The organism is Halobacterium zhouii, assembly GCF_021249405.1.
GTDB lineage: Archaea > Halobacteriota > Halobacteria > Halobacteriales > Halobacteriaceae > Halobacterium > Halobacterium zhouii.
This window is the reverse complement of record NZ_CP089593.1, coordinates 2,272,543-2,285,710: the sequence shown is the minus strand read 5'-3', so window position 1 is coordinate 2,285,710 and position 13,168 is coordinate 2,272,543. Positions and strand designations below refer to the sequence as shown.

The following is a 13,168-nucleotide window of genomic DNA, read 5'->3' as shown; positions in this document are numbered from 1 at the left end:
TAGACGGGGATATGACAGGGCGCGTGTTCGCGGTCGCGAGCGGGAAGGGTGGCGTCGGGAAGACGACGACCGCCGTGAACCTCTCGGCCGCAGCGACGGAGGCAGAGCGGTCGGTGGTGCTCGTCGATTTCGACCTCGGGATGGCGAATCTCGGCGACGTGCTGGACGTCGAGGCGTCGTCGCCGACGTTACACGACGCGCTCGCGGGGGACGCCGACGCACTCGAGGCGACCCGAGAGGCGCCGGGCGGATTCGACGTGGTGCTCGGCGGGACGGACATCGAGGACTTCGGGCGAGCGGACCCGGCGGCGCTCAGGGACGCCGTGGACGCCCTGCGCGAGGAGTACGAGGTCGTCGTCGTGGACACGGGCGGCGGATTGACCCACGACACGACGGTGCCCCTGGGTGTCGCGGACGACGTGGTGCTGGTGTCGACGCCGACCGCGGCCGCACTGGAGAACACTGGGAAGACGAACGACCTCGTGGCGCGACTCGACGGTGAGGTACTGGGCGTAGTGTTCACGCGCGTCGGTGCCGGCGGCCAGGTGGACACGGCGGACGCGGGCGACGACATCGACGTGGACGTGCTCGGCAGCGTTCCGGAGGATCGCTCGGTGCCCGAGAGCGCGGCGGCCGGCGAACCGGTCGTGGAGCACGCTCCCGACAGCCCCGCCGGGGAGGCCTACCGGGAACTCGGCCACGACCTGCTCGGGGAGTCGGTGCCGTCGTCGTTCCGCGACGACGACGCGACCACGGACGAGGCGCCGGAACCGGCTGGTGGTGCGAACGAGGAACCAGCGCCGGTCGACAGCGAAGACGATGAGTCGGACCCAGCTGCCGGCGAAAGCGAGGAGCCGGACCCAGTTGCCAGCGGAAACGATGAGCCGGACCCAGCTGCCGGCGGAAACGATGAGCCGGACCCAGCTGCCGGCGGAAACGATGAGCCGGACCCAGCTGCCAGCGGAAACGATGAGCCGGACCCAGCTGCCAGCGGAAACGATGAGCCGGACCCAGTTGCCAGCGGAAACGAGGAAGCGGGGCCGGTTGGCGACGCGATCGTCGGAACGCTCGACGACGACGGTACCCAGGGCAGTGATAGCGACCAGAAAGACGGTGGCGACGGCGACCGGTCGCTCGTCTCGAAGCTCACGGGCGGCCTGCTCGGGTAGCGCCAGCGGCGGTTCGCCTGTCGCGACGCTCGTCTCGTCGCCTCGAACGGGAAGGACTAAGCGAACGGGCCGTCCGAGGGTTGCACATGGCAAGCGAGAACTCGATTTCGACCGGCTGGATACTCTTCTACGTCGTGCTGGTGCTCGTCGTGGTGTACGGCGCGCTGTCGTTCGTCGGCGCGTTCTGAGGCGTCACATCGACTCCGGCGCTTCGATACCGAGGACGTACAGCGCGTTCGCGAGCGTGTGCTGTGCGGCGGCGACGAGCGCGAGGCGGGCGTCACGCAGGTCGTCGTCCACGTCCTCGGCGAGCACCGGACACTCGCGGTAGAACGCGTTGAACGCGTCGACGAACGCGCGCGCGAACGTCGCGACCTGATGCGGTTCGAGGTCGTCTGCTGCCGCCTCGACGACCGCCGGGAAACGCGCGATCTCCTTCAGGAGCGCGCGCTCCGCGTCGGTGTCGAGCAGGCCCGCGTCGAGGTCGTCGAACTCGGCGGCCGCGCCGTCAGCTTCCGAGAGGATTCCGCTGGTCCGGGCGTGCGCGTACTGGACGTACGGCGCGCTCTGGCCTTCGAAGTCGAGTGCGTCCTCCCACTCGAAGGTGATCGCCTTCGTCGGCTGCTTCGAGACGATGTCGTAGCGGACCGCGCCGATGCCGACCTGGCGCGCGATGCGCTCGACGTCGTCTTCCGTGAGGTCGTCGTCGCGGATGCGGTCGTCCATGCGCGAGCGCACGGCGTCCTCGGCGCGGTCGACGGCCTCGTCGAGCAGGTCGTCGAGGTCGACGCCGGTGCCGGCGCGCGTGCTCATCTTCCCCTCGGGGAGGTTCACGTACGAGTAGACGAGGTCCTCGAGCTGGCTCACGTCGTTCCCGAGCAGGTCGAGCGTGGCGCGCAACTGGCCGGCCTGGAGTTTGTGGTCCTCGCCGAGCACCGTGACCGCGCGGTCGAACTCCTCGAACTTCCACTCGTGATGCGCGAGGTCTCGCGTGGTGTAGAGGCTGGTGCCGTCCGAGCGCAGGAAGACGAGTTTCTTCTCGAAGTCCTCGAGGTCGAGTTGCCACGCGCCCTCCTCGATGGCGGCGTTGTCCATCGCTTTCAGGCGCTCGGCGACGTCCTCGGTCGACCCGTCGAACATGAACCGCGTCTCCTTGACGAACTGGTCGAACTCCGCCGGGAGGCGTTCGAGGCACTCGCGCATCCCGCCGAGCACCTGGTCGACGACTTCCTCGACGCGCTCGTAGGTCGCCTCGTCGCCCGCCTCGAGGCCCTGGAGGATGGCGTCGACCTCGGCTTCCGCCTCCTCCACGTCCTCGGGGTCGCCGTCCTCGAGCACCTGATTCCCCTTTCTGTAGTAGCGCACGAGGTCGTACTCGATGCGGTCGCGCTCCGGGTCGCTGTCAAGGTCCTCCTCGTCGAACGTCTCGTACGCCCACGTGAACACCGCCATCTGGCGGCCCGCGTCGTTCACGTAGTACTCACGGGTGACGTCGTGGCCCGCGAAGTCCATGACGCGCGCGACAGCGTCCCCGAGGATCGGGTTCCGCGCCCGGCCGACGTGGACGGGGCCGGTCGGGTTCGCGCTCGTGTGCTCGACCACGACCGACTCGCCGGTATCCGGAAGGCGGCCGTAGTCGTCGTTCTGGCCCGCGTCGAGCGTTCCCTCGAAGTACGCCTCGCTCGGCGTGAAGTTCACGTACGGGCCCTGCGTGCTCGCGCTCGCGACGCGCTCGGCGCCCGCGAGGTCGATGGCGTCTGCAATTTCGCCCGCGACCTGCGGCGGCGGTGCCTGGGCCTCACTCGCGAGTCGGAACGCCACGCTAGACGCGAGCACTGCGGGTACGTCCTCGGGCGGTTCCTCGATGCCGAGGTCCCCGGTCGGGTAGCCGAGGTCGTCGAGCGCGGCCTCGATGGCCGCCTCGACTTCCCGGCGGAAGGCGATGAACATGTCCGAGCGGTGGACGTGGGCGGCAAAAGGTGTTCTGAATGTCTGAGAACGGACGGCACGGGCGACTCGGTGGTCGGCGGCGCCGACGCCGCGGCTTACGGCAGCGGCGCGGCCGCAATCGCCCGAATTTTGCCGTGCGACGGGCCGACCGGAATCCAGGTGTCGCCGCCGTCGTCCGTCGCGACGACCTCGCTCTCGCCGTCCTCGTCTCGCGCGTGGAACAGCGTGTCGCCGTGGGCCGCGAGCAGGTTACAGCCAGTGACCGAGACGTCCGGTACCCCCTCGAAGCGGTGCCACGAGTCGCCGCCGTCGTCGGTGTACGCGATGGTCGCGTCCGCCGACCCGCTGCCGGCGGTGGCGTCCACGTAGATTCGGTCGCCGACTTCGAGGAACTGCTCGACGTAGTCGTCCTCGAAGCCCACTATCCGGTCGAACTCTTCACCAGCATCGTCGCTCACCAGTAGGCCCTCGCCCGCCGCGACGAGCACGCGGTCGGTGCCCGGGACGACGGCGGTGTCGTGGACGTCGTAGCCCGCGAGCGAGTCGTCCCACGTCTCGCCGCCGTCGTACGTGAACACGAAGCCGCCGTGTTCGACGCCCGCGAACACGCGGTCCGGGTTTTCGGGGTCGATGGCGATGCCGTGGACGTGCCCCGCTTCGAACGGCTCGTGGAAGAACGTCCACTGGTCGCTCGATGGGAGGTCCGATATCGCGTCGAAGGATTCGAAGGATTCGCCGCCGTCCCGCGACCGGTACAGCATCGGCGGTTCGGTGCCGACGTAGACGGTGTCGGGGTCGGTGGGGTCCCGTTCGACGCCCCACACCCAGGACTCCTCGTACCCAAGCGATTCCCAGGACTCGCCCGCGTTCCGAGTGCGGTGCAGGCCCCACCCGCGGAGGCCGCACGCGACGAGCGCCTCCCGAGGGTCGTCGGGGTGGACCGAAATCTGTCGGACGGCGTTCCCGTCGAGGCCCGTGCCGACCTTCGTCGCTTTGCCATCCCGGAGTTCGTAGGCGTGGCATCTGGTGTCCGTGCCGACGTAGAGCAGGCAGTCGTCCATGCGTTCGTGTTCGGTGGCCAACACCCTAAGCGTTCAGTTGGCGGGACTGGCCCGAAGGAACGAACGTTTTAGGACTGGGACGCCTCGCGTTCACACGATGAGTGAGTCCGACGGTCCGAAGCAGGTGAGCGACCCGGACTACCACCACGAGAACCACACCGCGGCTCAGACCTGTGGGTGGACGGCGAACGCGCTCCGCGGCGAGGGGACGTGTTACAAGCACGCGTTCTACGGCATCCGCTCGCATCGCTGCATCCAGATGACGCCCGTTGTCCGGTGTAACGAGCGCTGCGTGTTCTGCTGGCGGGACCACGCCGGGCACACGTACGAACTCGACGGCGTGGAGTGGGACGACCCCGAGGCGGTGGTGGACGCCTCGATCCGCCTCCAGGAGAAACTGCTCTCGGGGTTCGGCGGGAACGACGAGGTACCCAGAGAACGCTTCGAGGAGGCGATGGAACCGCGGCACGTCGCCATCTCGCTGGACGGCGAGCCGACGCTGTACCCCTACCTCCCCGAGTTGCTGGAGGCGTTTCACGACCGCGGGCTGACGACGTTCCTGGTGTCGAACGGCACGCGGCCCGAGGTGCTGGCGGAGTGTGACCCGACACAACTCTACGTCTCCGTGGACGCGCCCGAACGCGCGACGTTCGACGACGTGGTCGGCGCGACGGAGGACGACGCGTGGGAGAATCTCGTGGACACGATGGACGTGCTCCGCGAGAAGGACGACACCAGAACGGTGCTCCGGACGACGCTCGTGAAGGGCGAGAACATGGCGAACCCGGACTGGTACGCGGGCTTCTTCGAGCGCGCGGACCCGGATTTCGTGGAGTTGAAGGCGTACATGCACGTCGGGCACTCGCGCGGGCGACTCGACCGTGAGTCGATGCCGAGCCACGAGGAGGTGGTGGCGTTCACGGAACGCGTACAGGCCCACCTCCCGGAGCACACTGTCCTGAAAGAACAGGAGGCCTCGCAGGTGACGCTACTCGCGCGCGAGGAAGACACCTGGGTGCCGAAACTCCGGCCGGACAGCGAGTTCTGGGCGGACGGGGCGGCAGACGCGGACTGACTGCGCGTCTGCCGTAGGCCGCCTCCTACCCGCCAGCAGACAGCAACTAACAGTTTTGGAACGCGTCTCACATCCGGAGGGCTTATGCGGGCGGCTCGAGTACCCCGAGATATGACACGCGCGACCGGCACGCGCGCGGTCGGGTTCGACGAACTCGCCGCGCTGAAACTGCTGGCGCTCGACGGCGCGCGACGCGGCGAGGTCAAGGTCTCTTGCGGGGACCTCGCCGACCGCCTCGACGCCTCCAACCAGACCGCCTCCCGGCGCCTCCAGGCCCTGGAAGACGCCTCGTTCGTGGAGCGGGATCTCGTCAGCGACGGGCAGTGGCTCACCATCACCGAGGACGGTGAGCGCGCGCTCGAACGCGAGTACGAGGACTACCGCCGCATCTTCGAACACGCCGGCGAACTCGACCTCCACGGCACCGTCACCAGCGGCATGGGCGAGGGCCGGCACTACATCAGCCTCCCCGGCTACATGCGCCAGTTCGAGGAGAAACTCGGCTACGAGCCCTACCTCGGCACGCTCAACGTCGACCTCGACGCCGAGAGCCAGCGCGCCCGCTCGGCCCTCGAGGCGATGGACGCCGTCCCCATCGAGGGGTGGGAGGACGAAGACCGCACGTACGGCCCGGCGTCCTGTTACCTCTGTACCGTCCACAGCGACGACGTGTCGTTCAGCCCCGTACACGTCATCGTCCCCGACCGCACGCACCACGACGAGAGCCAGGCGGAACTCATCGCACCCGAGAAACTCCGCGACGAGCTCGGCCTGCTCGACGGCGACGAGGTGACCATCAGTGTCGAAGAGCGATAGCGCGAGTCGCGTCGACGCCGCGGTCGCCGCGTTCCGCGACGGTGGCCCCGTGCTCGTCCACGACGCCGCGGACCGCGAGGGCGAGGTCGACCTCGTCTACCCCGCCGAGGGCGTCACGCCCGACGCCGTCGCGCGCATGCGCAACGACGCCGGCGGCCTCATCTGCGTTGCGCTCGCCGGGCAGGTCGCGGACGCCTTCGGGTTGCCGTTCGCGAGCGACGCCTTCGACCACCCCGCCGCCGACCACGACCACCTCGGGTACGACGAACGCTCGTCGTTCTCGCTCTCTGTGAACCACCGCGAGACGTACACGGGCATCACGGACAACGACCGCGCGCTCACCATCTCCGAACTCGGGCGCGCCGCCGCCGACCCCGACGCCGTCGAGTTCTCGGACGCATTCCGCGCGCCCGGTCACGTTCACTTGCTCCGCGCCGCGCCGTCGCTCGCGGACCGCCAGGGCCACACCGAACTCGCGATTGCGCTCGCCGAGGAAGCGGGCATCGCGCCCGCCGCCGTCGTCTGCGAGATGCTCGACGGCGAGACGAACGAGGCGCTGTCGGTCGCGGACGCGAAGGCGTACGCCGACCGCAACGACTTCGTCTACGTCGAGGGCAGCGACCTGCTCGACGCGTTCGGCGAGTAGAACGGCCGGCCGACCGTCTCCCCTCACTTTTTCACCGTCGGGTTACCACTCAGTGGCATGGCAGAGTACGGGCTGCTCGCACTGGCACCGCCACTCCTGGCCATCGTGCTGGCGATGACGACACGCCAGGTACTGGTGTCCTTGTTCGCGGGCGTCTGGGTCGGAGCATTGATCGTCGCCGACTGGAACCCGATTGCCGCGACCGCGTTGACGATGGACTGGCTCGTCGAGGTCGTCCGGTCGCCGTTCGACGCGAAGTTCATCCTGTTGATCCTGTTCATGGGTGCGGGGGCCGCGTTCATCTACAGGTCCGGCGGCGTTCTCGCCCTCCAACGCTGGATCGGTGACCGCGTGAACAACGCGCGCGAATCCCAGATTCTCGCCTGGCTCATCGGTGTGTTCATCTTCTTCGACTCCTACACCAGCACCGTCGTCACGGGGAACGCGACGCGTGAACTCGCCCAGGAGAACCACTCTTCTCGCGAGATGCACGCCTACGTGCTCGACTCGACGACGTCCCCGGTGACGACCTTCGGCCCGGTCTCGAACTGGATTGGGTTCCAGGTGTCGATGATCGTCGCGGGTTTCGAGGCGGCGGAGTTCACCGCCGCACAACTCGACGTGACGGCGTTCGGGCTGTTCCTGCAGAGCATCCCGTGGAACATCTACTGCTTCATGGCGTTCTTCATGGTCGGATTCATCGCGCTCACGCAACGATTCTTCGGACCGATGCTGGACGCCGAGTGGCGAGCGCGCTCGACCGGGAAGACGATCGACGAGGACGCGACGCCGCTGTCCGACGTCTCGGCCGACGTCGGTGAACCGAGCGAGAAGAACCCGTCACTCGTGAACTTCTTCGTCCCCATCCTCGCCCTGCTCGTGGTCGGTCTCGTCTCGATGTGGTGGCTCGGCGGCGGCTACCGACCGGGCGTGGGCGTGGCCACCGCCTTCCAGGAGACCGACGTGGCACTCGGCCTGCTGTACGGCGCGTTCGCCTTCATGGTCACCGGCTTCGCCGGCGCGCTGGTCTACCGGACGATGGACCTGGAGGAGGCCAGTGACACCATCATCGACGGTTTCAAGACGATGAACATCGCCATCGCCATCATCGTCCTCGCGTGGGCAATCGGCCTCGCCGCCGAGCGGGTCGGCACCGCGCAGTTCATCGTCGACACGATGGTTGGCAGCGGCGTCCCCGGTAGTTTCCTCCCGCTGATCATCTTCATCGCCGCGATGTTCGTCGCGTTCACCACCGGGACGTCGTGGGGGACGATGGCGATACTCACCCCGCTGGCGATTCCGCTCGGCTACCGGCTCGTCGGTCCGTCGATACTTCCCGTCCTCGTGGGAGTGTTGTTCAGCGGTGCCATCTGGGGGGACCACAGCTCGCCGATCAGCGACACCACGGTGATGTCCTCTATCTTCGCGGGGTCGGACCACATCGACCACGTCACCACGCAGATTCCGTTTGCGGGGACCGCCGCCGGCGTCACCATCGTCGTGCTGGTGTTGTTCGGACTTGGCCTGCAGTCGGCGTACATCGCGCTTCCGCTCGCGTTCGTTCTCACGCTCGTGGCGGTGCTCGCGCTCAACAAGTTCGACGCCAACCGCAAGGGACTGCCCGAAGTGATGCCCACGGCCGAGCAGATCGAGAGTGACGCGTTCGACGTCGAACGCGTCAATAACGGCGAGGCCGACGCGAACGAGGGGAGCTACGACTTCCTCTCGCTGGTGCCTGTCGTCGCGGTCGTCGTCGTCGTCGCGTATCTCGCGCTCGTGTTCGCGTTCGCGACACTCGGCGGATAGCCCTCCCCGCGTCAGTCGTCGGCGGGCGCGGCGGCGTCCGTGGCCGGGTTGCGCCGCGTGACGGCGTGCCCGCTCGCCGCCATGGCGAACAGCACGAGTGGGGAGAGGAATCCGAAGAAGTAGAACGGCGCCCACCACCACGAGATGGCGCCGGTTGCCTGCGGGTAGAGCACGCCGGTCATGTACACCGCGCCGGCGTGCCACGGGAACAGCGGCCCGGTCGGGGTGCCCGCGGCCTCCACCGCGCGCGAGAGGTCGCTGTTCTCGAGGTCGTACTCGTCGTAGAGGTTCCGGAGGCTGACGCCGGGGATGACGATGCTCATGTACTGCTGGGCGGAGAACGCGTTCGTCGCTATCGCGGCGGCGCCGGTGCCCGCGACGAGCGATCCGGGCGACCAGACGGCCTGCGTGAGGTGGTGGGTGAGCGTCGGGAGGATGCCGGTGCGCTCGAGGAGGCCGCCCAGCGAGAGCGCGGCGACGACGACGGCGATGGTCCACGCGGACCCGGAGACGCCGCCGGTCGTGAGCAGGCCGTTCACGAGTTCGTTGCCGGTCTGCGGGCTGGTACCGTTCAGGAACGCGTTCCACGTCGCGGTGAACGAGACGCCCTGTGCGAGCATGGCCGTGAACGCGCCGGCGAACACGCCCGCGACGAGCGACGGAAGCGCCGGGTAGCCCCGGACCGCGAGGCCGAACGTGACGACGAGCGGCAGGAACACGACCGGGCCGAGCGCGTACGTCGCGGCGAGCGGCCCTCGGATCGCGGCAGTGCTCGCGCCTGACCCGCTGACGGCGAGCACGCCGAGCGCGGCGTACGCGAGCACGGAGAGCCCGAACGCGATGGCGGTGCCGACGCGCATCGCGTTGATGTGGTCGTAGAGGTCCGTGTTCGTGACGGCGGCCGCGAGGTTCGTGGTGTCCGAGAGCGGACTCTGTTTGTCGCCGGCGTACGCCCCGGAGACGATGGCACCCGCGGTCATCGCGGTGGGGACGCCGAGGCCGTTCCCGATGCCGATGAACGCGACGCCGAGCGTGCCGACGGTGGTCCACGAGGAGCCGATGGCGAACGCGACGATGGCGGCGAGCACAGCGGTGACCGGCAGGAAGACGGTGGGCGAGAGCACGCCGAGGCCGTAGTACATCAGGCCGGGGATGGTGCCGGCGCTGGTCCACGTCGCGATGAGTCCGTAGATGATGAACAGGATGAGGATCGCCTGCAGGCCCATGTGGAGGCCGCTCTCGGCGGCGTCGTAGACGTCGCGCCAGTCGTAGTCGAGGTGGTATCTGGCGAACAGTCCGGCGAACGCGATGCTCCAGAGCAGCGGTGCGTGGGGCGCGAGGCCGAGGTAGCCCGAGCCGACGGCGAGGAAGACGACGACGGCGGCCACCGGCACGAGCGCCTCGAGGAGGCTCGGTCGCTTCGCCTCCTCGATGTCCTCGTACGCGAGCGGTGCGAACTCACTCATCACCTCCGTCTAATTCCCTCGAGTAATTAAGGGGCACGATTAAATTATCGTAGGAAATTCCTGCCGCGAGTCACGGCTGCCGGCAACGCTCGCCACTACTCGGTTCGCGGTCGAGAACGCTCGCTCTCGAGAACACCCGCCGTCGAGAACGTCCGCTGCCGAACTGTTCGCCGTCGGCAATCTCCGCCGCCGATAACCAACTCGTCGGTACTCCACCGACAGTTCGAGGGCGAACTGCGGCGTGGAGTTACCGTAACTCCGCGTCGAGGGTCTTCTCCACGCCGCCGAGCGCGCGCGACACCGGACACGTCTCCTTCGCCTGCTCGGCTATCTCCTGGAACTCGTCGTCGTCGACGTCCTCGATCTCCACGGTGGTGTCGAGGTGGCTGCGCGTGATGGTCCACTCGCCGTCCTCCTTCTCGAGGTAGACCGTGGCCGCCGTCTCGACGGAGTCGGGGTCGTAGCCCGCGCGCCCCAGGTCTCCCGCGAGCGCCATCGAGAAACACCCCGCGTGGGCCGCGCCGATGAGCTCCTCGGGGTTCGTCCCCTCGCCCTCCTCGAAGCGCGACTGCGCCGAGTACGCGCCCTCGAAGGCGCCGCTGCCGAACGCCATCGAGCCGTCTCCGTCGGAGAGCGAGCCATTCCACGTCGCCGTAGCGCTGCGTTCTGCCATCGGTGGTGTCACCACTGTTCTATTCGACAGCTAACTATTTCGGCGTTCGGGCTAGGAGTGGTGTCCGCCGCAGGCATTGGTACGCGGGTCAGTTACGGAACCACCTGAAAGCCCTCGCGCGGCTCGCGCACGCTGCGCGACATCCCACTCGCTCCCGCTGGTCGCTCGCGGGAACCCTGCCGCGCAGCGAGCAGGTAAACGCGAGCCGCGCTCGTGGTTCGGGAGCGCGAAGCGCTCTCGTCACCTCGGGAGACCAAGCGAAGCGACGGTCTCCCGGTGGCTCTTTCAATCCGCCAGGGTAGCGGTTGGTCAGTCAGCGGAGCGTTGCCGGCTGGCCAGGCGCGAACCGATTCGTGGTCGCGTCTCTCTTCGACCACCACCTTACGACCTGCACATTCGTTCGGGACCGACTGGGAAAACTGATTAGTCGGGCCTCCGTTGCCACACGTATGCCCGGCTTCGAGGACATGGACGTGGACACCATTTGGATGGACGGCGAGTTCGTAGACTGGGAGAACGCCCAGGTGCACGTGCTGACGCACGCGCTCCACTACGGTAGCGGCGTCTTCGAGGGTGTGCGCGCCTACGACACCGACAACGGCCCCGCCATCTTCCGCTGGGAAGAACACCTGGAACGGCTCTACGAGTCCGCCAAACCCTACGACCTGGACATCGAGTACACGCCCGCGGAACTCACCGAGGCGACCACCGAACTCCTCCGTCGCGAGGACCTCGCGTCGTGTTACATCCGCCCCATCGCGTACTACGGCTACCACGAACTCGGCGTCTCCCCCGGCGACTCCCCCACCGACGTCACCATCGCCGCGTGGCCGTGGGGCGCGTACCTCGGCGAGGAGGCTCTCGAGAACGGCGTCGAAGTGATGGTGTCCTCGTGGCGCAAGCACGCCTCCAGTCAGGTCCCCACGAACGCCAAGACCACCGGCCTCTACGTCAACAGCATGCTCGCCGGTGAGGAAGCCCGCCGCAACGGCTTCACGGAAGCCATCGTCCTCAACAAGGAGGGCAACGTCGCCGAAGGCCCCGGTGAGAACCTCTTCCTCGTGCGCGACGGCGAGATATTCACGCCCGGGCTCTCCGAGAGCATCCTCGGCGGCATCACCCGCGACACCGTCATCACGCTCGCCCGCGAGCACGGCTACACCGTCAACGACGACGTCTCCATCTCCCGCGGCGAACTCCACACCGCCGACGAACTGTTCTTCACCGGGAGCGCCGCCGAGGTCACGCCCATCCGCCAGGTCGACAACGTCGAGATCGGTTCGGGCACTCGCGGCCCCGTCACCGAGGAACTCCAGTCCGCGTTCTTCGACCTCGTGGAAGCCGGCGAGCGCGAGGAGTGGTTCCACTACATCGAACAGTAACACGCCCCCCGCCGAACAGTAACGCACCCACCCAACTGTTTTCTCGCTGTCCGCGAAACCATCGACCGATGTTCGTCGTGCACACGACAGTCCCGCTCGACCCCGACCACAGGGACGACGCGCTCGAACTCGTCGACGACCTCACGGCCGCCGCCCGCGACCTCCCCGGGGTCGTCAGGTACCGGCCGGCGGTGTCCCTCGAGGAGGACTACACACTGCAGTTCTTCGAGCAGTACGAGGACGGAGCGGCCGTCGCCGCGAAAGAAGGGCTCCCCGAGTACGAGGCGTTCGCGACGGCGCTCCCCGACCTGACCGACGGGCGAATCGAGACCGTCCAGGCCGAACTCGACGAGGCGCCAGCGGCGGTGCAGTTCGACGCCGAGGACGCCGTTCCCGAGTGAGGACGACGGCCACGCCAGTTCCGGGCTGACCCTGCCGTCAGTCCTCCGCCGTAACCCCGCGGTCGGGTTCGGACTCGTCGTCGACGAACTCCTCGACCGACGCTTCCTCCTTGTTCTCCCCGAATCCCGCGCTCAGAACGCGCGTCAGTGCGTCTTCGACCTTCTCGTCGGTGTCGATGAGGTCCTCGGACTCGACTTCCATGACGAACCCCGTGGTGATGTTCGGGGACGTCGGCATGAACACCACCTCGCGGTCGTCCTCGGTCGTCTTCCCGGTCTTGAACGCGGTCATCCGCATCCCCTCCCAGGGCTCGACCTTCACGGGCTTCTGGAACTCGCCCGTCCCGTCGGAGAGCACCGTCTCCACGGCCATCTTCGAGGCGTTGTAGATGATGCGCAGCACCGGGAGGCGGTTGATGAGGCCGTCGATGAGCCCCTCCGCGAAACTCCCGACCGCCGTCCGCATCACGTACCCGACGGAGAACACGAGCAACACGAACACCAGCAGCGTCAGCGTCACTGCGAGCACCGGGTCCTGGATGTTGGTCGCTATCAGGGCGAACCCCGCGATCTGAACGAACAGCCAGTAGATGACGTACAGGGTCACCAGAATCGGGACGAGCACCACGAGTCCGCTGGCGAAGTCCCGCTTCCACGAGCTCATGTCAGGACCCATTGAGCGAGGGATTATGAGCCTTCGCTATCGTCGCAGAACAAGCGAAA

Annotated in this window: 12 protein-coding genes; 7 read left to right on the top strand and 5 right to left on the bottom strand. The window is 67.7% G+C overall.

Annotated features, from left to right (window positions below; all coding sequences use genetic code 11):
* Positions 1-11 precede the first annotated feature (11 nt).
* The gene (locus LT970_RS12055; protein ID WP_232686723.1) at positions 12-1,169 is read left to right on the top strand and encodes a nucleotide-binding protein; all 1,158 of its coding nucleotides are present in this window, start codon (positions 12-14) and stop codon (positions 1,167-1,169) included.
* A 192-nt stretch (positions 1,170-1,361) separates the two neighbouring features.
* On the opposite strand, the gene argS is transcribed toward LT970_RS12055, so the two are convergent.
* Entirely contained in the window at positions 1,362-3,119 is a 1,758-nt protein-coding gene (gene argS, locus LT970_RS12050) for an arginine--tRNA ligase (RefSeq protein ID WP_232686722.1), read from the bottom strand.
* 95 nt (positions 3,120-3,214) lie between these two features.
* Positions 3,215-4,180: a WD40/YVTN/BNR-like repeat-containing protein gene (locus tag LT970_RS12045; protein WP_232686721.1), complete on the bottom strand. Its 966-nt coding sequence runs from the start codon at positions 4,178-4,180 to the stop codon at positions 3,215-3,217.
* Between the two features lie 97 nt (positions 4,181-4,277).
* Here LT970_RS12045 and twy1 point away from each other — a divergent pair, with 97 nt between their 5' ends.
* From twy1 to LT970_RS12025, 4 genes are all read left to right on the top strand, one after another.
* Entirely contained in the window at positions 4,278-5,255 is a 978-nt protein-coding gene (gene twy1, locus LT970_RS12040) for a 4-demethylwyosine synthase TYW1 (RefSeq protein ID WP_232686720.1), read from the top strand.
* Positions 5,256-5,366: 111 nt separating this feature from the next.
* Positions 5,367-6,071, top strand: a complete 705-nt coding sequence (locus LT970_RS12035; protein WP_232686719.1) for a CTP-dependent riboflavin kinase — start codon at positions 5,367-5,369, stop codon at positions 6,069-6,071.
* The gene (gene ribB / locus LT970_RS12030; protein ID WP_232686718.1) at positions 6,055-6,717 is read left to right on the top strand and encodes a 3,4-dihydroxy-2-butanone-4-phosphate synthase; all 663 of its coding nucleotides are present in this window, start codon (positions 6,055-6,057) and stop codon (positions 6,715-6,717) included. Before LT970_RS12035 ends, ribB begins: the two co-directional genes overlap by 17 nt.
* Before the next feature lie 114 nt (positions 6,718-6,831).
* Positions 6,832-8,523, top strand: coding sequence for a Na+/H+ antiporter NhaC family protein (locus LT970_RS12025; protein ID WP_349292266.1), 1,692 nt, complete (start codon positions 6,832-6,834; stop codon positions 8,521-8,523).
* A gap of 11 nt (positions 8,524-8,534) precedes the next feature.
* Here the strand turns inward: LT970_RS12025 and arcD are convergent, their stop codons facing one another.
* Together arcD and LT970_RS12015 are read right to left on the bottom strand one after the other, a co-directional pair.
* Positions 8,535-9,989, bottom strand: coding sequence for an arginine/ornithine antiporter ArcD (arcD, locus tag LT970_RS12020; RefSeq protein WP_232686716.1), 1,455 nt, complete (start codon positions 9,987-9,989; stop codon positions 8,535-8,537).
* 247 nt (positions 9,990-10,236) lie between these two features.
* On the bottom strand, positions 10,237-10,662 hold the full coding sequence (locus LT970_RS12015; RefSeq protein WP_232686715.1) for an OsmC family protein: 426 nt from the start codon (positions 10,660-10,662) through the stop codon (positions 10,237-10,239).
* 449 nt (positions 10,663-11,111) lie between these two features.
* On the opposite strand from LT970_RS12015, the gene LT970_RS12010 reads away from it, so the two are divergent.
* On the top strand, positions 11,112-12,044 hold the full coding sequence (locus LT970_RS12010; RefSeq protein WP_232686714.1) for a branched-chain amino acid transaminase: 933 nt from the start codon (positions 11,112-11,114) through the stop codon (positions 12,042-12,044).
* Between the two features lie 68 nt (positions 12,045-12,112).
* Complete coding sequence (locus LT970_RS12005; protein ID WP_232686713.1) at positions 12,113-12,445, top strand: putative quinol monooxygenase; 333 nt, start codon at positions 12,113-12,115, stop codon at positions 12,443-12,445.
* A gap of 37 nt (positions 12,446-12,482) precedes the next feature.
* Here LT970_RS12005 and LT970_RS12000 read toward each other — a convergent pair whose 3' ends face one another.
* Entirely contained in the window at positions 12,483-13,109 is a 627-nt protein-coding gene (locus LT970_RS12000; protein ID WP_232686712.1) for a DUF502 domain-containing protein, read from the bottom strand.
* Between the last annotated feature and the right edge of the window lie 59 nt (positions 13,110-13,168).